This is a genomic window from Pseudomonas sp. lyk4-TYG-107 (assembly GCF_030209055.1).
Taxonomy (GTDB): Bacteria; Pseudomonadota; Gammaproteobacteria; order Pseudomonadales; family Pseudomonadaceae; genus Aquipseudomonas; species Aquipseudomonas putida_A.
In genome coordinates this window covers 159,670-181,783 of record NZ_JARVST010000006.1, presented here as the reverse complement: position 1 = coordinate 181,783, position 22,114 = coordinate 159,670, and the positions used below count along the sequence as shown (strand labels likewise).

At 61.2% G+C, this 22,114-nt stretch carries 15 protein-coding genes; 9 read left to right on the top strand and 6 right to left on the bottom strand.

Features of this window, described 5'->3' with window-relative positions; genetic code table 11:
- Positions 1 to 87: 87 nt before the first annotated feature.
- The 4 genes from QRN61_RS06590 to aspA all read right to left on the bottom strand — a co-directional run bounded on the left by QRN61_RS06590 (position 88) and on the right by aspA (position 9,415).
- Positions 88 to 4,704, bottom strand: coding sequence for a coiled-coil domain-containing protein (locus QRN61_RS06590; RefSeq protein WP_285373444.1), 4,617 nt, complete (start codon positions 4,702 to 4,704; stop codon positions 88 to 90).
- 134 nt (positions 4,705 to 4,838) lie between these two features.
- Positions 4,839 to 5,843 (bottom strand): asparaginase, encoded by a 1,005-nt coding sequence (locus QRN61_RS06585; RefSeq protein WP_285373443.1) that lies wholly within the window; start codon positions 5,841 to 5,843, stop codon positions 4,839 to 4,841.
- Positions 5,844 to 6,014: 171 nt separating this feature from the next.
- Complete coding sequence (locus QRN61_RS06580) at positions 6,015 to 7,460, bottom strand: alanine/glycine:cation symporter family protein (protein ID WP_097089448.1); 1,446 nt, start codon at positions 7,458 to 7,460, stop codon at positions 6,015 to 6,017.
- 530 nt (positions 7,461 to 7,990) lie between these two features.
- On the bottom strand, positions 7,991 to 9,415 hold the full coding sequence (gene aspA, locus QRN61_RS06575) for an aspartate ammonia-lyase (RefSeq protein ID WP_027610364.1): 1,425 nt from the start codon (positions 9,413 to 9,415) through the stop codon (positions 7,991 to 7,993).
- A 180-nt stretch (positions 9,416 to 9,595) separates the two neighbouring features.
- Here aspA and QRN61_RS06570 point away from each other — a divergent pair, with 180 nt between their 5' ends.
- The 5 genes from QRN61_RS06570 to QRN61_RS06550 all read left to right on the top strand — a co-directional run bounded on the left by QRN61_RS06570 (position 9,596) and on the right by QRN61_RS06550 (position 13,416).
- Positions 9,596 to 10,504 carry a LysR substrate-binding domain-containing protein gene (locus tag QRN61_RS06570; RefSeq protein WP_007962273.1) on the top strand — a complete coding sequence of 303 codons (909 nt, stop codon included), beginning with the start codon at positions 9,596 to 9,598 and terminating at the stop codon, positions 10,502 to 10,504.
- 333 nt (positions 10,505 to 10,837) lie between these two features.
- On the top strand, positions 10,838 to 11,329 hold the full coding sequence (gene purE, locus QRN61_RS06565; RefSeq protein WP_003229641.1) for a 5-(carboxyamino)imidazole ribonucleotide mutase: 492 nt from the start codon (positions 10,838 to 10,840) through the stop codon (positions 11,327 to 11,329).
- A 10-nt stretch (positions 11,330 to 11,339) separates the two neighbouring features.
- Positions 11,340 to 12,422 carry a 5-(carboxyamino)imidazole ribonucleotide synthase gene (locus QRN61_RS06560; protein ID WP_285373442.1) on the top strand — a complete coding sequence of 361 codons (1,083 nt, stop codon included), beginning with the start codon at positions 11,340 to 11,342 and terminating at the stop codon, positions 12,420 to 12,422.
- A 109-nt stretch (positions 12,423 to 12,531) separates the two neighbouring features.
- Positions 12,532 to 12,777, top strand: a complete 246-nt coding sequence (locus QRN61_RS06555) for a GlsB/YeaQ/YmgE family stress response membrane protein (RefSeq protein ID WP_003229635.1) — start codon at positions 12,532 to 12,534, stop codon at positions 12,775 to 12,777.
- A gap of 102 nt (positions 12,778 to 12,879) precedes the next feature.
- The gene (locus QRN61_RS06550; RefSeq protein ID WP_027610367.1) at positions 12,880 to 13,416 is read left to right on the top strand and encodes a DUF3299 domain-containing protein; all 537 of its coding nucleotides are present in this window, start codon (positions 12,880 to 12,882) and stop codon (positions 13,414 to 13,416) included.
- A gap of 151 nt (positions 13,417 to 13,567) precedes the next feature.
- Here the strand turns inward: QRN61_RS06550 and QRN61_RS06545 are convergent, their stop codons facing one another.
- The gene (locus QRN61_RS06545; RefSeq protein ID WP_285373441.1) at positions 13,568 to 14,467 is read right to left on the bottom strand and encodes a D-hexose-6-phosphate mutarotase; all 900 of its coding nucleotides are present in this window, start codon (positions 14,465 to 14,467) and stop codon (positions 13,568 to 13,570) included.
- A gap of 58 nt (positions 14,468 to 14,525) precedes the next feature.
- Positions 14,526 to 14,930, bottom strand: coding sequence for an acyl-CoA thioesterase (locus tag QRN61_RS06540; protein WP_003229628.1), 405 nt, complete (start codon positions 14,928 to 14,930; stop codon positions 14,526 to 14,528).
- A 376-nt stretch (positions 14,931 to 15,306) separates the two neighbouring features.
- Between QRN61_RS06540 and QRN61_RS06535 the strand changes: the two genes are divergently transcribed.
- The 4 genes from QRN61_RS06535 to pstA all read left to right on the top strand — a co-directional run bounded on the left by QRN61_RS06535 (position 15,307) and on the right by pstA (position 22,042).
- A complete protein-coding gene (locus QRN61_RS06535) occupies positions 15,307 to 16,605 on the top strand; it encodes an MFS transporter (RefSeq protein ID WP_103368519.1) in 1,299 nt (432 codons plus the stop codon).
- Between the two features lie 232 nt (positions 16,606 to 16,837).
- Positions 16,838 to 17,839, top strand: a complete 1,002-nt coding sequence (locus tag QRN61_RS06530; RefSeq protein ID WP_011336616.1) for a phosphate ABC transporter substrate-binding protein PstS — start codon at positions 16,838 to 16,840, stop codon at positions 17,837 to 17,839.
- Positions 17,840 to 18,322: 483 nt separating this feature from the next.
- Complete coding sequence (locus tag QRN61_RS06525; RefSeq protein WP_171061889.1) at positions 18,323 to 20,356, top strand: ABC transporter permease subunit; 2,034 nt, start codon at positions 18,323 to 18,325, stop codon at positions 20,354 to 20,356.
- 15 nt (positions 20,357 to 20,371) lie between these two features.
- Entirely contained in the window at positions 20,372 to 22,042 is a 1,671-nt protein-coding gene (pstA, locus tag QRN61_RS06520; RefSeq protein ID WP_007962288.1) for a phosphate ABC transporter permease PstA, read from the top strand.
- Positions 22,043 to 22,114: the final 72 nt, after the last annotated feature.

Below are 22,114 nucleotides of genomic sequence, written 5' to 3'. Positions count from 1 at the left end.
GTTTTTGGCAAAAGAGGCAGCAAGTAGCGTGCCGTGCACGACGCCCACAGGCAGGGGCGACGTCGTGCACGGTCATCAGCGTATGCCTTAGCTCGCGCTGAAAAACAGCTGTCGGGCCTGCTCCACGCCGATCATGCTGCGGTAGTACGCCAGCCGTTCGGCCCGGCTCAACCCGCGAGTGCTGTCGGCATCGGATCCCAGTTGCCGCTCCGCGGGGGTTTTCAAACGTGCAGAGAGGAAGGCCTTGTCCGGCACCCATGAGGTGGAGTACAGAAAATGCGCGTACCACAGCACCTTGCGCGTGGTCTGGTCAGTGATGCTGTATTCGTCCAGGTAGAGCGCCTTGCCGCCCTTGAGGCGGCGTCGACTGACAGTTTTTGCAATACGGATGCTGTCATTGGTCTGAAGCCAGGCGACACCTGATGGTGTGGGTGATTGTGCCCTGGTCATCATCGACATGGCGGTTTTGGCCTGCTGATATAGGCTGTCGACGGCATCGCTCAGCGCCTTGTTCAGCACCGCAGCCGAGCGCTGGCTGCTGTCCGTGGCGTTGCTGTCGGTCAGGGCCTGTTCAATGGCCGCGCTGACGTGTTCCAGTTGCAGGGCGTGCTGGTGAAACAGGTACTCGATACCGACCGCCGAGCGTCCGGCCTGCTTCATGAGTTCGTTCATGCGCAGGGTGAACGCCGGCAGGCCGTCGAGCAGGTCCTGCCCCTTGTTCAGGCTGGTTTCGAGCGCTGGCGTCGGCGTCGGCAAGGCAGTGCTGATACGTTCGACCCACACCCCGGGAGTTTTTTGATGAAAGGTCGAGATGACCTTGTCCGTGAGCGGTGACTTGATGTCGACCAGGTCGGTTTCCAGGCCCTGTGCCGTCAGGCGCGGCTCGCCGATCAGCACGCCGTTGTAGCGGGTGCGGATGAACTTCCTTTTCGGCCTTGGCGGTTGCACGGGAGGCGCCGGGCGGCTGCGCAGGGTGTCGCGCTCTTCGAGCAACAGCACCAGGTTGTGGCGGGCGCTGCGGTTGAATTGCTCGAGCTGTTGGCGAAGGTTTGTCAGCGGTGCCTCTTGCACCCTTTCAGTGAACGCGGACTTGAAGTCTGCCAGGCGCTCGTCGAGTACGTTGAATTGTTCGATCAGATCGTTGAGGCAGTCGATGCGTTCGTCGAGCCGGGAAACGCTGCGCTCCTCCAGGGTGTCGCGTAGCGCTTGAACGGCGATATCGGCGGTATCGACAATCTGGTCGAGACTCAGCCAGGCATCCGCGGCGGTCGCCACCGAATGTTCGGGCAGGCAGACATTGCGCGCCAGTGTCACCTGCAGTGCCTTGAGATCGTCGATCGAGTACGCCGGAAGTGCCTTGCGGGTCAGTTGAATCAAGCGCAAGCCGTCTCTCTCGAACTCTTTGAGCTGCACCAGTTGTGCCTGGATCTGCTCCAGACGCGTGATCATGTCCAGATTGAGCTCAAGCATCTGCCGTGTTTCGGCAATGTGCCGGTTCCGGGGCTGTTCAGCCTGGTCTTCGAGATGATTGAGCACGCTGCGCAATGTCGGCGTGAACAGGGTCAGCGCTTCGCGAATCCCTGCATGGATGAGTTCGAGCTGCGCCTTCAGGTAGCTCAGGGATCTCTGTTGGTAGTCAGCCGTTGGCGAGAATACATGCAACGCCTTGAGATCGCTCAACGCCTGGGCATAAGCGACGCGTTGCCTGTCCAGAGACTGTAGAAAGAGCTGGCGGTGGGCCGCAGCGGTCTGAGCGGTGGCAGCGTTCATTGCCTGGCGGACCTGTTCCAGCTCGCCTTGCGCTGCCGCCTTACGGCTTTCGAAGGCGGTCAGGCGGGTGCGCAGTTTTTCCGCTTCGATGCGGCGTTGTGCTTCAGCCAGCTGTGTCAGGCCGGCCGAGCCGCCACCGCGCAGACGCAGTCGGGTATCGACGAACCAATCGCCACGCAGATTGCCGATCAAGGCTGGGCCGGTACGGGTTGGATCCTGCGGATCGATGATCATGACGGTACCGTTTTCGTCCACCGCGACCTCGAACCAGTCATGGCCCACCGGGGCGTACCATTTGCTGTTGTAGCTGTAGAGATTGCGATAGAGCCCTGGCGTGGTGTTGGCGCTACCCAGACGTTGCGGGCGAAGGATTTTGAAGTGGGACAGCACGGTGCCCAGACTTGCGGGCGTGCGATTCGCGGCGCCGCTGATATTCAGGGTTTGCTGCAGGTCAGCGGTTTCATGGGGAGCACTTTTTTCCAGTTGTTGCACGGTGATTTCAGTGGTCGTGGGGTCAGGGTTTTTCGGTGTTTCGCGTGCCGCTGTCTCATGGGCCAGCCGTGGTCGGGAGCGACCTGCGATGTGCAACGTGATCGCCATCCCCAGATTGAGCAACACCTCGGTGAACGCTGACCATTGCGCGGAAGAGTCATCCTGCTCCCGGGCTTCCTTCAGGGCTTGCAGTTGCTCCATCACCTGCCAGATCCACGTCGCGACACCCACCGTGCGTCCGAGGAACGGCAAGACGGCATTGAACAGGGTCCATCCGGCCTGTTTGAAACTGGCCCAGCGACTTTCCGCATTTGACACCGACTGGCGGTCGGCCAGCTCGACCAGCGCCGACGCGTTGGCTTTGTACAGAGCGCCTGGCAGATCGCCCTCCACGGTCTTTCTACCGAGGCTGATCGGCCCACTCATGACCCTCATTTTTTCCGCATCCACCAGAAACTCGGTGACGGTCCAGGGGGAGGGCAACGTGCCTGGAAACACATAGTTGGCGTAGTCGCTGCGCACGCGGTCCGGGAGCCAGGCGAGCACCGAGTCACGCAGACTGGCGGATTGCTGGATGGCGTACAGCAAGTTGCTGGGGGAAGGGTATTGGGTCAACGGCTGGTCGAGCATCGGTCGATACAGCAGGCACGGCCCGGCGCTCGGGTCCTCAGGACCGATCACGAACATGTTGGCGACTTCGTCATGGCTGCCGTCTGTTCTGCGTTGAGGTACGAAAGCCAGAGGCCGCATGACGATGGTCTGGTCCTCGACCATGCGATGGTTGCTGTCGGGATCCAGCACCGCGACGACATAGCGGTAACCGCGTGCGTCGATACCGGCCTTGCCGCGAATTTTCGATTGCAGGGCCAGCAGCGGCAACTGGATGCGCAAGTGTTGAGTGAACAGTGCCTGTCTCCCGGCGGAAGCTGGCGTGGTGTCGACCAACTGACGCTTGATCAGCGCCGGGTAGGTCGTACCGATATCCGCGCGGGTTACCAGGTCTTCCAGATAGCTTACGGTCAGCCATGTCGGCAATGGCTTGCCACGGGTGGAGTGCAGGGTCTTGTTGCCTACCGGCACTGCAATCAGATTCTGCAAGGCCAGATCGGTGACGCTGAAATTGTAAGTCTCGATTTTTCCCGGAACAGTAAAGGTGCCCCAGATCACCGGACTTTTGACCCGCAACTGGATCGACTCCAGAGCTGTTTCAAGATCGGTACGCTGCGCATCGGCGTGCGCGCGAAGGGTCTCGGCATGCAAGGCGTTCATTTCGCTCAGCGCGTATTCGCTGATTGGCAGGATGCCATCCAGATAGGACTTGCCGGTGTTCTGGTTATGCAGTGCAGCCAGATCCTTCAAGTGCCGGGAATAGTTGTTCAGATCCGGCAGTGATGCAGCAATGAGCCAGTCAGGCAAGGCATTCTGAAACCAGCTCAATGGCGGGCCGGGCTTTTTCGCCGTGGCGTCGACTTCGGGGGTGGCCGTGGACAATGGCTTGTCGAGCGGGGCAGGTGTGGCAGGAGAAAAATCCAGCGCGCCGATCACATCGATCTGAATCGAGACCAGTGCACACGCCTGATAATCGAAGATGCTGCCCGAGGGTTCCAGCAATCGCCAGTTCAACTGCTGGTACGGCTGAAGATTGCCCACGTGCGCAGGCAAGGATTTGCCCAGTTGGTCAAGAGAGTCGAACTTCTGATAACCCTTGAGCAGTGAGTGGGCGAGGATGACCGTCTTTCCCTGTTGTGTGCCGATCAGCACGGCCATCGATACTTCGTTCAAATGCTTTACGGTTGTGCCATCGATCAGATCAATGGCGATCAGGCAGGCGCTGTTCTGGTCATCGATTTTCCTGCCGGCCAGACCGGCAGTGCGATACAGCGCGCGGGCCATTGCGCAGTCACTCTCGCTCCAGCCTTGTACCTGATTGACGTTCCAGATCTCGCGCAGGGTGTTCGACAATGTATGCCAACGCGGGCCGTTGCTGTCGTCGGCGTTGTTCCAGTACGCCAGCTGTTGCTCCTGAAACGCCGTGAGCATGACCGGTGCCAGCAGGTTGAGCAGGCTGGCGATTTCGTCGATCCGTACCGGCAGGTGGACGGCCGGATCGCTGATCGGTTGTTGCGTCAGAAAGTGTTCACCTTCGATATACAGCGTCGGCGTGCCCTGCACGACCTGGGCGGCGAGGATTTCGGTCAAGGCCTGGTAGGTCGGATTTCCGGCAACGATCTGTTCGTCGACGATGGACCATTGCGGCGTGCCGATCATGGTAATGCTCGGCTCCAGATCAAGCGTGGGGTACAGCTTGCGCAAATGTTCGCGCAACAGCACGGCGGCCACGTCGCGCAAGTCGGGGCCGACACTCAATTGGGTGATCAGGGCTTCGGTGGGATTGGTGCCGGCAGCCGTCTGCCGGGTGGAGCTTGTGGTTGCTGAACTCATCGTGCGTCCCTGCGTTCTGGTGATGGAGGCGATCCCGAGGACAAGTCTCGGGATCGCTCCATGCTAGGGAGGCACGATGCAGCGTGGGTGGTAGATATGTAGGGCGTCGGACTATCGCCGGCGCCGGACCAGGCTCAGCGCAATTCGCCACACAGGTCGAGTTCGATCAGACGCCGCACTTCGGCGTTGTCCAGACCCGCACCGAGCAAGCCGTGCAGCTTGCCGAACGCCGCTTCTCGGGTCATGCCGCCACCGGACAACACGCCAACGCCGCGCAAACGGCTGCCGGCTTCATACACATCCAGCTCGACCCCGCCTTCATGGCACTGCGTGACCGCAACCACCACCACACCGTTGTCCCGTGCGCGGCCGAGGCTGGCAAGGAACTCGGGATTGTCGCTCGGCCCGGTGCCGCTGCCGTAGCACTCCAACACCAGACCTTTGATTCCACTGGCCAGCAGGCCATCAACCACCTCGGCGCCGATGCCGGGGAACAGTGGCAGCACAGCAACCTTGGCCAGTTGTTTCGGCTGGTTGTAGTTCAGTGCGGCCGGAATCGACGGCGCTTTCACCCCGCCGCCCTGACGCTCCAGGCGCTTGAACGGATGCCGGCCGAAGCTGCGCACTTTCGCGCAACAGGTCGGCGCCAGCAGCTCGCCATGGAAATACAGGTGCACGCCCGGCGCCAGACCCTGACCCAGAGCAACGAGCGCGCCACCGAGGTTTTCCCAGGCATCGCTGTCGGTGACGCCGGCCGGCAGCATCGAGCCGGTGAAACACACCCGGGCATGCAGGCCGAGCAACTGGAAACTCATCGCCGCAGCGCTGTAGGCCAGGGTGTCGGTGCCATGCAGGATCAGCACGCTGTCGCAGCCTTGCACGTCCACCGCATCGACCACCGCTTCGCGCAGTTGCTGCCAGTAGGCCGGGGTCATGTTGGCGCTGTCGATCAGCGGCGACATTTCCCGGAAGCGCCACTGCGGCACAACGAGTTCAGGCTGGCTGTGCAGGTAGTCGCGCATGCGGGCTTCGAAACCGGACGCCGGGGCCAGACCGTTGGCACTGGCCTGCATGCCGATGGTGCCACCGGTGTAGAGCACCATGACGTGTTGGGCGGCGGGAAAGGAATTGGCAATCATCTGAGGGTCTCCACAAGAGATGACATTGTAGGAGTGAGCCTGCTCGCGATAGCGGTTCATCATTCAACATTGATGTTGGCTGAAAGACAGCTATCGCGAGCAGGCTCGCTCCTACAAGTTATTGCATCACAATAACTGACGGGCGCAGGGGATGCGCCCGTCATTCACCTGTCAGCGTTGCGCTGCAGGCACGCCTTGCGGCTCGACTGCGGTCTTGCCGGCGGCTGGCGCCTCGGTCGGCCAGGCCTTCAGGTCCAGATCCAGATCGGCAAATTTGCTGGAGTCGAACACGGGCTGCTTGATGCCGGCGCGGCGCTGTTCGTCGTAGTCGCGCATCACGCGCATGCCGACCTTGAACAGCATGGCCAGGGCCATCAGGTTGACGAAGGCCAGGCAGGTCATGGTGATGTCGGCGAAGGCGAACACGGTCGACAGATCCTGCATCGAACCCCATACCACCAGCGCCAGGACCAGACCGCGGAAAACCATCAGCAAGGCGCGGTTGCGGCTGAGGAACTGCAGGCTGTTTTCGCCCAGGTAGTAGTTGTAGAGGATGCAGGTGAAGACGAACAGCGACAGCGCGACGCTGACGAAGATGCGGCCCCAGTCACCGACCACGGCGGCCAGCGAGTTCTGGGTCAGGACGATGCCGTCACCTTCGAAGCCCGGGGTGTAGAAGCCCGACAACAGGATCAGCAGCGCGGTGCAGGTGCAGATCACGAAGGTGTCGAGGAACACGCTGAAGGCCTGAACCACGCCCTGGGCGCCCGGGTGTTTCACCGAGGCCACGGCGGCGACGTTCGGCGCACTGCCCAGGCCCGCTTCGTTGGCGAACACGCCACGCTTCACGCCCATGACGATGGCGCTGCCGAGCAGGCCGCCGAAGGCCGGGTCGAGACCGAAGGCGCTCTTGAAGATGGTTTCCAGCATCGCTGGCACGTGTTCGATCTGGGTGCCGATCACGTACAGGGTCACGCCGATGTACGCCAGGGTCTTGACCGGCACCAGCAGATCGGACACTGCAGCGATGCGCTTGATGCCGCCGATGAAGGTGATGGCCAGCAGCACCGCCAGGACGATCCCGGTGTGGCTTGGGTCGAAGGCGAAGGCGTTCTGCAGCGAGTGGGTCACGGTGTAGGACTGCAGGCCGATGAAGGCGAAGCCGTAGGTGACCAGCAGCAGGACCGAGAACACCACTGCCATGCCTTTCAACTTCAGGCCGTGCTGGATGTAGTAGGCCGGGCCGCCACGGTACAGACCGTCGCCATCGGCGCGCTTGTAGACCTGCGCCAGGGTGCATTCGAAGAAGCTGCTGGACATGCCGACCAGTGCGGTCACCCACATCCAGAACACCGCACCCGGACCACCGAGGGTCACGGCGATGCCGACACCGGCGATGTTGCCTGCACCGACGCGGCCGGCAAGGCTGAGCATCAGGGCCTGGAACGAGCTGAGTTGCCCGCCGCTGCTTTTCAGGCTGTCGCGGAACACCGCGAACATGTGGAAGAAGTGCCGCAATTGAACGAAACGCGAGCGAATCGTGAAGTAGCTACCGAGCCCGACAATGAGCACGATCAGTACTTTCCCTGAGAGGAAGTCGTTGATGACTTCGAGCATGGATTTTTCCTCGCTGTTTTTTGTGTAAGCAAATGCTGGATGTTCAGAAACATCGCGTTACACCGGTTTGCGCGCGGCACGACAGGTGAGGCGAAGGTTTCGTCCCGGATCCATTTCGCGGGTTTGTTATTAGTTCGGGTTTCGCATGGGTTATGGCCTCGTTACCGACGACCGCTCACGCGAAGAGGGGCGGCACTATACCGATCAGTGCGGCGCCCGTCTGCACGCTCGTGGTGCAAGCGACGAAACGAAGCGTTGAAACACCCGGCGTTACCGGCGCCGGGCTTGTGCGGGAACTGCTCTTCTGTGGGAGCGAGCCTGCTCGCGAAAGCGGTGTATCAGGCGCATTGGCGTTGAATGTGCCGCCTTCGCGAGCAGGCTCGCTCCCACATTGTTCAGTCCCCAGACATACGGGTCTCAGGATCAGAAAGTTAAAAAAAAGGGCTTGGGGACAAATCCCCAAGCCCTCAAAAGGTGAGAGGTGTCTAGTCCCTCGACCTGGTGAGCGGTGCTACAAATAACGCGTCGGCTCAGGCTTTGAGCGGAACCAGACGCGGGGCAATCATGTTTTCCGGGCGCAGGATGTCGGCGAGCATGGCTTCGTCGAGCAGACCTTCTTCGCGCACCAGTTCCAGCACGCCGCGGCCGCTTTCAAGGGCGATACGGGCGATGCGGGTGGCGTTTTTGTAGCCGATGTACGGGTTCAGCGCGGTGACCAGACCGATCGAGTGTTCGACCAGTTCGCGGCAGCGGGCTTCGTTGGCGGTGATGCCGACGATGCAGTGCTCGCGCAGCATGTCCATGGCGCGTTGCAGCAGACGGATCGAGTCGAGGATCTTGAACGCGATCAGCGGCTCCATCACGTTCAGTTGCAGTTGGCCGCCTTCGGCTGCCATGGTCAGCGCCAGATCGTTACCGATGACCTGGAAGGCCACCTGGTTAACGGCTTCCGGAATCACCGGGTTGACCTTGCCGGGCATGATCGAGCTGCCTGGCTGACGCGCCGGCAGGTTGATCTCGTTGATGCCGGTGCGTGGGCCGCTGGACAGCAGGCGCAGGTCGTTGCAGATCTTCGACAGCTTGACCGCGGTGCGCTTGAGCATGCCGGAGAACAGCACGAAGGCGCCCATGTCGGAGGTGGCTTCGATCAGGTCGGCGGCCGGCACCAGCGGTTGACCGCTGATCAGCGCCAGACGCTGAACGGCCAGCGCTTGATAGCGCGGGTCGGCGTTGATGCCGGTGCCGATCGCGGTGCCGCCCAGGTTCACTTCAGTCAGCAGTTCCGGGGCCAGCGTCTTCAGACGGGCCAGGTCTTCGCCCATGGTGGTGGCGAAAGCACGGAATTCTTGACCCAAAGTCATCGGTACGGCGTCTTGCAGCTGGGTACGGCCCATTTTCAGGACGTGATCGAATTCTTTGCCCTTGGCCGCGAAGGCCTGAATCAGGCTGTCGAGGCTGGCCAGCAGCGCGTCGTGACCCAGCAGCAGACCCAGGCGGATCGCGGTCGGGTAGGCGTCGTTGGTCGACTGCGCCATGTTGACGTCGTCGTTCGGGTGCAGGTACTGGTACTCGCCTTTCTGGTGACCCATTGCTTCGAGCGCAATGTTGGCGATCACTTCGTTGGCGTTCATGTTGGTGGAAGTACCGGCGCCACCTTGAATCATGTCGACCACGAATTCTTCGTGAAAATCACCGCGGATCAATCGGGCACAGGCTTCGCTGATGGCAGCGTGCTTGGCTTCGCTCAGATGACCCAACTCACGGTTGGCGTCAGCGGCGGCCTGTTTGACCATCGCCAGACCGACAACCAGTTTCGGGTAATGCGAAATCGGAACGCCGGAGAGACGGAAGTTGTTCACCGCTCGCAGGGTCTGGATGCCGTAATACGCTTGAGCCGGTACTTCGAGGGCGCCAAGCAGGTCGTTTTCTGTGCGGAAAGATGCAGCGGAGGACATGATAGAAATCATCTCGATATGGACCCGGTCTGTGCCGGAACGCTGCGAATGCTAGGCTTGTGGGATTTTTTGGGCCAATGCTGTTAAACACTGGCCTATGCACATTCGGCATAATGCCCGTGTGACGCCGCCTGCGCGGCAGACGTGTGACCTGTTTTGGTGCGTGTCCGGGAGGGCGTGATGAATCTGGAAAGCAAATGGCTCGAGGACTTCAGTGCCCTGGCCGCCACTCGCAGCTTCTCGCAGGCGGCCGAACGGCGCTTCGTGACCCAGCCTGCATTCAGTCGGCGGATCCGCAGCCTGGAGGCGGCGCTTGGGCTGACGCTGGTCAATCGCTCGCGCACGCCGATCGAGCTGACGGCGGCGGGACAATTGTTTCTGGTGACCGCGCGCACCGTGGTCGAACAGCTCGGCGAAGTGCTGCGCCATCTGCATCACCTGGAAGGCGGGCAGGGCGAAGTGATGCAAGTCGCGGCCGCGCACTCGCTGGCGCTGGGTTTCTTTCCACGCTGGATCGCGCAACTGCGCAACGAAGGGCTGAACATAGCGACGAGATTGGTGGCAACCAACGTCGGCGACGCGGTGCATGCGTTGCGCGAAGGCGGCTGCGACCTGATGTTGGCGTTCTACGACCCGGACGCGGCGATGCAGATGGACCCGGAAATTTTCCCGTCGTTGCACTTGGGCCAGACTGAAATGCTCCCGGTGTGCGCAGCCGATGCCGATGGCAAACCGCTTTTCGATCTGGAAGGCGAGGCCAGTGTGCCGCTGTTGGCGTACAGCGCCGGGGCGTTTCTCGGACGTTCGGTGAATGGTTTGTTGCGCCAGCGTCAGCTGCGTTTCACCACCATCTATGAAACCGCCATGGCCGACAGCCTCAAGAGCATGGCCCTGGAGGGGCTCGGCATCGCCTGGGTGCCGCAGTTGAGTGTGCGGGCAGAGCTGGCTCGCGGCGAACTGGTGGTCTGCGGCGGCCCGCAATGGCACGTGCCGCTGGAGATTCGCCTGTATCGCTGCGCACTGGTGCGCAAGGCCAACGTGCGGTTGCTGTGGCGCAAGCTTGAAGGCGGCGCTGCACAGGCTTCCTGAGCCATCGCAGATCCAATTGTGGGAGCGGGCTTGCTCGCGAATACGGTGTGTCAGTCGAGATTCATGTATCTGACCTGACGCCTTAGCGAGCAAGCCCGCTCCCACAGGGCTGATTTGCGGTGTTCTGTCGCTGACCTTCAAGTCAATAAAACCGGGCCTTTCGCTGATTTGACAGATGGTCGTTTCGGGGGCTGTTTATTGCTTTCTTTGCGGTATACTGCGCGGCCTTCGGCCGGTACGTCCGGCCATTTTTCGTACAATCAAGCCACGCAATCCTGCGTGGCTTGTTGTTTTTGACGCGCCTGCGGGCGCCCAGAGAGAAGAGGCGCGACGATGAGTGCACTGGTTGGCGTGATCATGGGCTCCAAGTCCGATTGGTCCACCCTTAGCCACACCGCCGATATGCTGGAAAAGCTCGGCATCCCGTACGAGGTCAAGGTGGTCTCTGCCCACCGCACCCCGGATCTGCTGTTCCAGTACGCCGAAGAGGCTGAGGGCCGCGGCATCGAGGTGATCATCGCCGGTGCCGGTGGCGCAGCCCACCTGCCAGGCATGTGTGCGGCCAAGACCCACCTGCCTGTACTGGGCGTTCCGGTGCAGTCGTCGATGCTCTCGGGCGTTGATTCGCTGCTGTCGATCGTGCAGATGCCGGCGGGCATCCCGGTTGCCACCCTGGCCATCGGCAAGGCCGGCGCGATCAACGCCGCGCTGCTCTCGGCGAGCATCCTTGGTGCCAAGCATCCACAGTTCCATGCGGTACTGAAAACCTTCCGTGCCGAGCAGACAGACAGCGTCCTGGACAATCCAGACCCACGTATTGCCTGAGGTTGTTGAGATGAAGATCGGTGTAATCGGTGGCGGCCAGTTGGGCCGCATGTTGGCGCTGGCGGGCACTCCGCTGGGCATGAACTTCGCTTTCCTCGACCCGGCGCCGGACGCTTGCGCCGCAGCACTGGGCGAACACCTGCGGGCCGATTACGGCGATCAGGATCACCTGCGCCAACTGGCGGATGAAGTCGACCTGGTGACGTTCGAGTTTGAAAGCGTCCCGGCCGAAACCGTGGCGTTCCTCTCCCAATTCGTCCCGGTCTATCCGAGCGCCGAAGCCCTGCGCATCGCTCGCGACCGCTGGTTCGAGAAGAGCATGTTCAAGGAGCTGGGCATTCCGACTCCGGCCTTCGCCGACATTCAATCGCAAGCCGACCTGGACGCCGCCGTGGCTTCGATCGGTCTGCCGGCCGTGCTGAAAACCCGCACCCTGGGTTACGACGGCAAGGGTCAGAAAGTCCTGCGCAAGCCGGAAGACGTCGTCGGTACATTCGCCGAGCTGGGCAGCGTTGCCTGCCTGCTGGAAGGCTTCGTGCCGTTCACCGGCGAAGTTTCGCTGATCGCCGTGCGTGCCCGTGATGGTGAAACCAAGTTCTATCCGCTGGTACACAACACCCACGACAGCGGCATCCTCAAGCTGTCGGTGGCCAGCACCGGTCACCCGCTGCAGGCGTTGGCCGAAGACTACTCCAGCCGTGTGCTCAAGCAGCTGGATTACGTCGGCGTGATGGCGTTCGAGTTCTTTGAAGTCGACGGTGGCCTCAAGGCCAACGAGATCGCCCCGCGCGTGCACAACTCCGGGCACTGGACCACCGAAGGCGCCGAGTGCAGCCAGTTCGAAAACCACCTGCGTGCCGTGGCCGGCCTGCCGCTGGGTTCGACCGCCAAGGTCGGCGAGAGCGCGATGCTCAACTTCATCGGCGTGGTTCCGCCGGTTGAGAAAGTGATCGCCATCGAAGATTGCCATCTGCACCACTACGGCAAAGCCTTCAAGGCCGGGCGCAAGGTCGGTCACGCCAACCTGCGCTGCGCCGACATGGCCACGCTGCAAGCACAGATCGTCAAGGTCGAAGCGCTTATCGCCGAGTAAACAGTTTCATGTGGCAACGGCGGAACCTTCGGGAGCCGCCGTTCTCTCATGGCAGGATGCCAAAGTCTGACTAGGCTTTGGCATATCTACCAAATCAGAGGGAAATGCCATGGGAATTATCGGAACCATCTTTATCGGCTTGATCGTCGGCCTGCTGGCACGCTTCCTCAAACCGGGCGATGACAGCATGGGCTGGATCATGACCATCCTGCTCGGTATCGGCGGTTCGCTGGCGGCCACTTACGGCGGCCAGGCCCTGGGTATCTATCAGGCAGGTCAGGGCGCAGGCTTCATCGGTGCACTGGTCGGCGCGATCGTGCTGCTGGTGATCTACGGCCTGATCAAAAAGAACTGATCCAAGCGACCAAGTCCTCTCTGCCAACGCGGCAGGGAGGGCTAGAATGCTCGGCGATTCAACGTCCTTCCTTTATCCGAGCATCTTTTACCGAGCACCTCCATGCGCCGTCTTCTGTTGACTCTTCTTTTGCTGGGCAGCGGTCTGGCCCACGCCGGCGAACTGCCGGAAACCGACTGGCTGGAACTGATGCCCAAGTCGGACCAGAAAGCCCTCGAGGCCATGCCCGAAATCGACCACAACTCCCCGGAAGCCACCGGCACCTTCACCGAGAAGGGCGGGATGAAACAGGCTAAAGGCCTGCCGGCGGTGATGTATTCGACCAAGACCGTGGCGTCGATGAACGACAAGCACATCCGCATCGGTGGCTACCCAGTGCCGCTGGAATCCGACGCCAAGGGCCGCAGCACGCTGTTCTTCCTCGTGCCGTATCCGGGCGCCTGCATCCACGTGCCGCCGCCACCACCGAATCAACTGGTGCTGGTGCGTTATCCCAAAGGTTTGAAGCTGGATGACATCTACACGCCGCTGTGGGTGACCGGCACGCTGAAGATCGAGAAGGTCAGCAATGACCTGGCCGATGCGGCGTATGCGCTGGAAGCGGACAAGGTGCGGGTGGTGCAGGAGTCTGATCTCTAACATCTGAACAATTGTAGCGAGGGGATTTATCCCCGATGGGTTGCGAAGCGACCCCCGCTTTGAATCAAGGGCAGGGGCCTGCTCCGCAGGCCATCGGGGATAAATCCCCTCACCACAAAGGCTTTCACCCACATTGATATTGCGGTGTTGGTTAGAGCGGTTTACTACCGATGCTGACACCCATGGTATGGCTCGCACCCGAGACCAGATTCACCACATCATCCATCACATTCGCCGTCTCGATGCACAGCATGCGCTGCCAGCCATCGTTGTCCATGTCGGTCAGCGCTGCCGCGCGGTCGATCCACGGGTTCCAGATCACGGCGGTGCGTGAGCCGCTGGCGGTCAGTACGATGCGTCGTTCCCAGATCGGGTCGACAATGCTCAGTTGCGGCGGAGCGTCGAGGTAGATGCGGTCGGTTTCGCCAGCGAAATGCAGGTCACCTTGCTGGCTGTGGGTTTTCCACTCATCCAGCGTCTCGATGTAATCCAGACCGGCCACACCCTCGACGTGCACGTTACGCACATCACTGACTGCGAAATAAGTGTGCAGCGCCTGGCTGATGCTGACGGTTTCGACACCCCGATTGTGGCTGGTCAGGCTGATGTGCAACTGATCACTCAGATGCAGGGTCAGGGTCAGATCGACCTGATGCGGCCAGCCCGGCAGGCCACCTTCGGGGTAGGGCAGCCTGAATTCAACCTTGACGCCGTCAGCCTCTGATTCGATGCCGCCCAGCTCCCAATCCATCGCCCGCACCAGACCGTGCGCGGGTGCCGGTTGCTCACCGGTGTACATGGCCTGCACGCTCTGCGGGTTGCGTTCGAACTTGCCGAACCAAGGCCAGCACACCGGCACACCGGCGCGGATGCTCTTGCCGGTCTTGAACACAGCCTTGTCGTTGAGCCAGATGATCGGCGGCTGGCCGTCGATCTGGTAACTGAGGATGTGCGCGCCTTGCTGGGCCACCAGCACTTCGGCCTGACCGTGGCGGATGCGCCAGCAGTTCAGTTCATCCAGTTTCACCGCTTCAACGTTGGGCGTGTTCATGGGGCAACTCTCGATCAGACACTTGGGACGACTATCGACCGCAAAACCGCGGCGATGTTTAACGCGCGCGCGGTGGCACCGAGCGGGTGCGACCGCTGCCGTCGATGGCGACGAAGACGAATACCGCCTCGGTCACTTTACGCCACTCGCTGGACAGCGGATCGTCGCTCCACACTTCGACCATCATCTGGATCGAGCTGCGGCCGATTTCCAGGGTCTGGGTATAAAAGGACAATTGCGCGCCCACCGCGACCGGCACCAGAAAGGCCATGCGGTCGATGGCGACAGTGGCTACGCGACCACCGGCCACGCGGCTGGCCATCGCGGTACCCGCCAGATCCATCTGCGCCACCAGCCAGCCGCCGAAAATATCGCCAAAGCCGTTGGTTTCGCGGGGGAGTGCGGTAATTTGCAGGGCCAGGTCGCCTTGCGGGATCGGATCTTCTTGTTCGAGCTCTATCATGCCGGGGGTGCCTCTGACCCGTGACTCTTCGTTGGTATTGCTGGTGGTAGCCGTCTTCAGGAAAAACGATTCAGCACCGAACATACTGCGTTCGTCACGTTTTCCATAGGCGTCTAAAGGGAAACTCTGCGAAACCGGCTGATCCCGTTCAAAGGCCGGGCCAACGACGTTTTCGCACAGCAACCCCCTACAAACCGGAGCAAGGTTGCGAGTATATCGGTCGGTAGACTCCGCGACGACCATCGGGTTCTGATTTTGACCGGCAAATACGCGCCTCTATGTGCTTTTTCGAACAATTTGCTATGGTGCCGAACCTGCCCAAGCCACAGCCAGCGTTGTTGTGGCGGTAGATCCGCCTATAAGAGAAGCCCTTGCCATGACCACAGCGCCTTCGAGCCTCGCGCAGCCCGAGCAACCTGCACGCCCCCTGACCCGCAATGATTACAAGACTCTGTCGCTATCGGCCCTGGGCGGTGCGCTGGAGTTTTACGACTTCATCATCTTCGTGTTCTTCGCCACCGTGGTCGGCAAGCTGTTCTTCCCGGCCGACATGCCCGAATGGCTGCGCCTGATGCAGACCTTCGGCATTTTCGCCGCCGGTTACCTTGCGCGGCCACTGGGCGGCATCGTCATGGCGCACTTCGGCGACCTGCTGGGGCGCAAGAAGATGTTCACCCTGAGCATTTTCATGATGGCCGTGCCGACCCTGATCATGGGCCTGCTGCCGACCTACGCGCAGATCGGTATGTGGGCGCCGATCCTGCTGTTACTGATGCGAGTGATTCAGGGCGCGGCGATTGGCGGGGAAGTGCCGGGAGCGTGGGTCTTCGTTTCCGAACACGTGCCGCAAAAGCACATCGGCTACGCCTGCGGGACGCTGACCAGCGGTTTGACCGCCGGCATCTTGCTCGGCTCGCTGGTCGCCACGGCAATCAACAGCATTTATACACCGGGGGAAGTCGCGGATTACGCCTGGCGGATCCCGTTCCTGCTCGGCGGCGTATTCGGCCTGTTCTCGGTCTATCTGCGCCGCTGGCTGCACGAAACTCCGGTGTTCGCCGAGCTGCAACTGCGCAAGGCGCTGGCCGAAGAAGTACCGCTGCGTGCGGTGCTGCGTGACCATCGCGGGGCGATTGCGGTCTCGATGCTGCTGACCTGGCTGCTGTCCGCCGGGATTGTCGTGGTGATCCTGATGACCCCGACCGTGCTGCAGACGGTCTATCACTTCTCAGCGACAGTGGCGCTGCAATCCAACAGCCTGGCGATCGTGTTCCTCAGCGTCGGTTGCATCATCTCCGGTGCCCTGGCGGATCGGTTTGGCGCCGGCCGGGTGTTTGTCTTCGGTTCCCTGGGCTTGCTGATCAGCTCCTGGACCTTCTATCACAGCCTCGGCGATCACCCGAACTGGCTGTTCCCGCTGTATGCGTTGACCGGTCTGCTGGTTGGCACCATCGGTGCGGTGCCATACGTGATGGTCAAGGCATTCCCGCCGGTGGTGCGCTTCAGCGGATTGTCGTTCTCGTACAACGTGGCGTACGCGATCTTCGGTGGCCTGACGCCGATGGTGGTCAGCCTGCTGCTTAAAGAGAGTGCGATGGGCCCGGCTTACTATGTGGCGGTGCTGTGCGCGATGGGGATTCTGGTGGGGGCGTGGCTCTGGAAAAAGGGGCGCTGATCCGGAATTTCCTCCAGCAGTACCGGCTCCTTCGCGAGCAGGCTCGCTCCCACATTGGAATGCATTTCAACTGTGGGAGCGAGCCTGCTCGCGAATGAGGGCGACTCGAATCATTCAGTAAAACCCGGATGCTGGCCTTTCATCCAATTGTCATATTTCAGCCATAGAGTGTTCACGCGGCCTGCTGATACTTGGCCCCGACTTAACACACCCTATCTGCTAGGAGTAAGGCATGAAACTGAAGCGTTTGATGGCGGCAATGACTTTTGTCGCTGCTGGCGTTGCGACTGCCAACGCGGTTGCCGCTGTTGACCCTGCTATCCCGAGCTACACCAAAACCACTGGTGTGTCGGGCAACCTGTCCAGCGTCGGCTCCGATACCCTGGCTAACCTCATGACCCTGTGGGCTGAGAACTACAAGAAAGAATACCCGAACGTAAACATCCAGATTCAGGCCGCTGGCTCCGCCACCGCGCCACCTGCGCTGACTGAAGGCACCTCCAACCTCGGCCCGATGAGCCGCAAGATGAAGGACACCGAACTGGCGGCCTTCGAACAGAAATACGGCTACAAGCCAACCGCTATCCCGGTGGCCGTGGACGCCTTGGCGGTGTTCGTGCACAAGGACAACCCGATCCAGCACCTGACCATGGAACAGGTTGACGCGATCTTCTCGTCCACCCGTCTGTGCGGCGCCAAAGCCGACGTGAAAACCTGGGGCGACCTGGGTGTGACCGGCGACCTGGCCAACAAGCCAGTGCAACTGTTCGGTCGTAACTCGGTATCCGGCACCTACGGCTACTTCAAAGAAGAAGCCTTGTGCAAAGGCGACTACAAACCTAACGTCAACGAACAACCAGGTTCGGCGTCGGTCGTGCAGTCGATCAGCTCCTCGCTGAACGGCATCGGCTACTCGGGCATCGGCTACAAGACTGCCAGCGTGAAGACCGTTGCTCTGTCGAAGAAAGGCAGCACTGACTTCATCGAAGACACCGAAGAAAACGCCCTGAACGGCAAGTACCCGCTGTCGCGCTTCCTCTACGTTTACGTGAACAAGGCCCCGAACAAGCCTCTGGCCCCGCTGGAAGCCGAGTTCGTGAAGCTGGTTCTGTCCAAACAGGGCCAGGAAGTTGTGGTGAAAGACGGCTACATCCCGCTGCCAGCCAAGGTTGCTGCAAAAGCACTGGCTGACCTGGGTCTGCAGGAAGGCGGCGCTGAAGTCGCAAAAAAGTAACAAACTGAGTCCGTAGTAAATACCCTTCGGACTCCACTGTGGGAGCGGGCTTGCTCGCGAAGAGGCCTTCAGATTCGGCATCTTCGTTGACTGAATAAGCGCTTTCGCGAGCAAGCCCGCTCCCACAGAATCTTTGAATTCTCTGATCCTCCTCCAGTACCCGCTGGCGGTGGATTTGCTGCGTCACTGCACTGTCATCTTTCTGTCATACAGGATCGCTAGGGTGAGCGCATGAATGATCTGGCCAATTCCCCAATGACTACGACTTCCCCTCCCAAGCGCATTGATTTCAATACGCCTGAGCTGCAACGCAAGCGCCGCATTCGCGCGCTCAAGGATCGCTTCACACGTTGGTACGTCCTCGTTGGCGGTCTGGCGGTGCTGGCAGCCATCACCTTGATCTTCTTCTTCCTCGCCTACGTCGTTGCACCGTTGTTCCAGGGTGCCAGCCTGACCGCGAAAGAGGCCATTACCCCAGCCTGGATGCAGGACGCCGGCAAGCCGCTGATGATTTCGCTCGAAGAGCAGAATCAGGTGGCGATGCGCGTTTCCGACAAGGGCCAGGCGCTGTTCTTCGACATCGACAGTGGCGCTGAATTGAAGCGCGTCGATCTGCCGGTGCCTGCCGGCGCCAGCGTAACCTCCATCGGTGAAGACCAGCCAGGTCATCCGCTGGTCGCCGTGGGTCTGTCCAATGGCCAGGCGCTGGTGTTCCGTCACACCTATAAAGTCAGCTACCCCGATGGCAAGAAAACCATCACTCCGGCCATCGAATACCCGTATGGCGAAGCGCCGATCGCGGTGAACGAGGGCGGCGGGGCACTGGAGCACGTCAGCCTCAACGCCACCGATTCGACGCTGATGCTGGTCGGTTCTACCGGTTCGCAACTCAATGTGCTGGCGCTGACCAGCGAAGAAAACATGATGACCGGTGAAGTCACCAACGAGCAGAAGCGTATCGAGCTGCCGCAGATGACTGAGCCTGTGAAAAACATCTTCGTCGACCCGCGCCAGCAATGGCTGTACGTGGTCAACGGGCGTGCCCAGGCCGACGTGTTCAGCCTGCGCGACAAGAGCCTCAACGGTCGCTATAAACTGCTGGAAAACGCTGACGCCGAAGTCACCGCGAGCACGCAACTGGTGGGCGGCATCTCGCTGATCATCGGTGATTCCAAGGGTGGTCTGGCCCAGTGGTTCATGGCTCGCGATACCGATGGCGAGCTGCGCCTGAAGCAGATCCGTACCTTCCAGATGGGCACCACGCCGATCGTTGAAATCACCGCCGAAGAGCGTCGCAAGGGTTTCGTGGCCCTCGATGCCAGCGGCAAGCTCGGCGTGTTCCACAGCACCGCGCACCGCACCCTGTTGGTCGAGCCGGTAGCCGAAGGCCAGGGCCTGTTCGGTCTGTCGCCGCGCGCCAACCGGGTGATCGTCGAGGCCGGCGGCAAGCTGCAACCGCTGCTGCTCGACAACCCGCACCCGGAAGTGTCGTGGAGCGCGTTGTGGAGCAAGGTCTGGTACGAGAACTACGACGAACCTAAGTACGTCTGGCAATCGACCGCCGCCAACACCGATTTCGAACCGAAACTGAGCCTGTCGCCACTGACCTTCGGCACCCTGAAGGCGGCGTTCTACGCCATGCTGCTGGCCGCGCCGCTGGCGGTTGCCGCCGCGATCTACACCGCGTACTTCATGGCCCCGGGCATGCGCCGCAAGGTCAAACCGGTGATCGAGCTGATGGAAGCGATGCCGACGGTGATCCTCGGGTTCTTCGCCGGTCTGTTCCTCGCGCCGTATGTGGAAGGACATCTGCCGGGCATCTTCAGCCTGCTGATGCTGTTGCCGATCGGCATTCTGGTCGCCGGCTTCACCTTCAGTCGTCTGCCTGAGTCGATCCGCCTGAAAGTCCCGGATGGCTGGGAAAGTGCGCTGCTGATTCCGGTGATCCTGTTTGTCGGTTGGCTGTCGCTGTACATGAGTCCGTACATGGAGAACTGGTTCTTCGGCGGTGACATGCGCATGTGGATCTCCCACGACCTGGGCATCACCTACGACCAGCGCAACGCTCTGGTGGTCGGTCTGGCGATGGGTTTTGCGGTGATCCCGAACATCTACTCGATTGCCGAAGACGCCGTGTTCAGTGTGCCGCGCGGCCTGACCCTCGGTTCCCTGGCGCTCGGTGCCACGCCGTGGCAGACCATGACCCGCGTGGTGATCCTCACCGCCAGCCCGGGCATTTTCTCCGCACTGATGATCGGCATGGGCCGTGCGGTCGGCGAAACCATGATCGTGCTGATGGCCACGGGTAACACCCCGGTCATGGAAATGAACCTGTTCGAAGGCCTGCGCACCCTGGCCGCCAACGTCGCGGTGGAAATGCCCGAGTCGGAAGTCGGCGGCAGCCACTACCGCGTGCTGTTCCTCTCGGCGCTGGTGCTGCTGTTGTTCACCTTCGTCATGAACACCCTGGCAGAACTGATTCGTCAGCGTCTGCGCAAGAAATACTCGTCGCTTTAAGAAAGGTAGAAGTCTGTGAAACAGAACTCCCTGAATGGATGGTTCAAGAGCGGCGCCCCGGGCGTCTGGATCAGCGGTGGCGCGGTGTCCATTGCGGTCATCATGACCATTGGCCTGCTGGCGGTGATTGCCGTGCGCGGTCTGGGTCACTTCTGGCCGGCGGACCTGATCCACGCCAGCTACGACGTACCTGGCCAGGCCAATCATCTGGTCATCGGCGAAGTGGTACAGAAAGAAGAGGTGCCGCGTGCACGCCTGAAAAGCGCCGGCCTGCCGGTGCCTGATCAGGGCCCGGAATTCATGACCCGCGAGCTGATCAAGGTCGGCAACCGTGACCTGAACGGCAACGACTTCACCTGGGTGGTCGGCGAATGGCTGACCAAGCAGACCACGCCGCCGGAACTGATGGCGATCGAGCGTCGCGAGTGGGGCAACTTCTACGGCTACCTGGTCAACGTTAAACAGGACGGCAAGGTGATCGCCGAAGGCGAAGCGGCCTGGCCTGAGCTGCAAGCGCGGATCAACCGTGTGAACGGCCTTGCCGCGCAACTCAAGTCGCTGGAAAAGACTGACATCGGTGCGATCAACGCAGGGCTGGAACGCATCCGTCTGCACGGGCGCAAACTGGAACTCGACGGCAAGCTCGACGCCACCGCGCAAGCGGACATGGACGCCGAGCGTGCCGAGCTGAACGCGCGTTATCAGGACATCGAAGCGCGTCTGAGCGATCTGCATGCGCAGTTCAACCGCGACGCGTTGACTGCTCGCGATGCCAACGGCAAAGAGATCGAAATCAGCCTGGGCAAAGTGGTTCACGCCTATCAGCCGAATGCCATGGGCACGATGACCAAGATCGGTTTCTACTTCAGCAAGGTCTGGGAATTCCTTTCCGACGACCCGCGTGAAGCGAACACCGAAGGCGGGATCTTCCCGGCGATTTTCGGCACGGTGATGATGACCCTGATCATGGCGATGATCGTGACTCCGTTCGGCGTGCTGGCGGCGGTCTACCTGCGTGAATACGCCAAGCAGAACGCCCTGACCCGGATCATCCGCATCGCCGTGAACAACCTCGCCGGCGTTCCGGCGATCGTCTACGGCGTATTCGGTCTGGGCTTCTTCGTCTACGTGCTGGGTGGTTCGGTCGACCGTTTGTTCTTCCCCGAAGCACTGCCGGCGCCGACGTTCGGTACTCCGGGTCTGCTCTGGGCCTCGCTGACCCTGGCGCTGCTGGCGGTGCCGGTGGTGATCGTGGCGACCGAGGAAGGTCTGGCGCGTATCCCGCGCACCGTCCGTGAAGGCTCGCTGGCGCTGGGCGCGACCAAGGCGGAAACGCTGTGGAAGATCGTCCTGCCAATGGCCAGCCCGGCAATGATGACCGGGATGATCCTCGCCGTGGCCCGCGCCGCCGGTGAAGTGGCGCCACTGATGCTGGTGGGTGTGGTGAAGCTGGCGCCGTCGCTGCCGGTGGACGGCAACTACCCGTACCTGCACCTGGACCAGAAGATCATGCACTTGGGCTTCCACATCTACGACGTCGGCTTCCAGAGCCCGAACGTCGAAGCGGCACGACCGCTGGTGTACGCCACGGCGCTGCTGCTGGTGCTGGTGATCGCCACGTTGAACCTGTCGGCGGTGTGGATTCGTAACCACCTGCGCGAAAAATACAAAGCACTGGACAGCTGATTTTGCAGCACTGATTTCTATGTGGGAGCGAGCCTGCTCGCGAAGGCATCACCGCGGTTTCATAGACGAACC

What these genes read in the sequence shown, in the direction of transcription:
- QRN61_RS06590 (WP_285373444.1), bottom strand. Translation starts at nt 4,704, where the DNA reads ATGAGTTCAGCAACCACAAGCTCCACCCGGCAGACGGCTGCCGGCACC.
- QRN61_RS06585 (WP_285373443.1), bottom strand. Translation starts at nt 5,843, where the DNA reads ATGATTGCCAATTCCTTTCCCGCCGCCCAACACGTCATGGTGCTCTAC.
- QRN61_RS06580 (WP_097089448.1), bottom strand. Translation starts at nt 7,460, where the DNA reads ATGCTCGAAGTCATCAACGACTTCCTCTCAGGGAAAGTACTGATCGTG.
- aspA (WP_027610364.1), bottom strand. Translation starts at nt 9,415, where the DNA reads ATGTCCTCCGCTGCATCTTTCCGCACAGAAAACGACCTGCTTGGCGCC.
- QRN61_RS06570 (WP_007962273.1), top strand. Translation starts at nt 9,596, where the DNA reads ATGAATCTGGAAAGCAAATGGCTCGAGGACTTCAGTGCCCTGGCCGCC.
- purE (WP_003229641.1), top strand. Translation starts at nt 10,838, where the DNA reads ATGAGTGCACTGGTTGGCGTGATCATGGGCTCCAAGTCCGATTGGTCC.
- QRN61_RS06560 (WP_285373442.1), top strand. Translation starts at nt 11,340, where the DNA reads ATGAAGATCGGTGTAATCGGTGGCGGCCAGTTGGGCCGCATGTTGGCG.
- QRN61_RS06555 (WP_003229635.1), top strand. Translation starts at nt 12,532, where the DNA reads ATGGGAATTATCGGAACCATCTTTATCGGCTTGATCGTCGGCCTGCTG.
- QRN61_RS06550 (WP_027610367.1), top strand. Translation starts at nt 12,880, where the DNA reads ATGCGCCGTCTTCTGTTGACTCTTCTTTTGCTGGGCAGCGGTCTGGCC.
- QRN61_RS06545 (WP_285373441.1), bottom strand. Translation starts at nt 14,467, where the DNA reads ATGAACACGCCCAACGTTGAAGCGGTGAAACTGGATGAACTGAACTGC.
- QRN61_RS06540 (WP_003229628.1), bottom strand. Translation starts at nt 14,930, where the DNA reads ATGATAGAGCTCGAACAAGAAGATCCGATCCCGCAAGGCGACCTGGCC.
- QRN61_RS06535 (WP_103368519.1), top strand. Translation starts at nt 15,307, where the DNA reads ATGACCACAGCGCCTTCGAGCCTCGCGCAGCCCGAGCAACCTGCACGC.
- QRN61_RS06530 (WP_011336616.1), top strand. Translation starts at nt 16,838, where the DNA reads ATGAAACTGAAGCGTTTGATGGCGGCAATGACTTTTGTCGCTGCTGGC.
- QRN61_RS06525 (WP_171061889.1), top strand. Translation starts at nt 18,323, where the DNA reads ATGCAGGACGCCGGCAAGCCGCTGATGATTTCGCTCGAAGAGCAGAAT.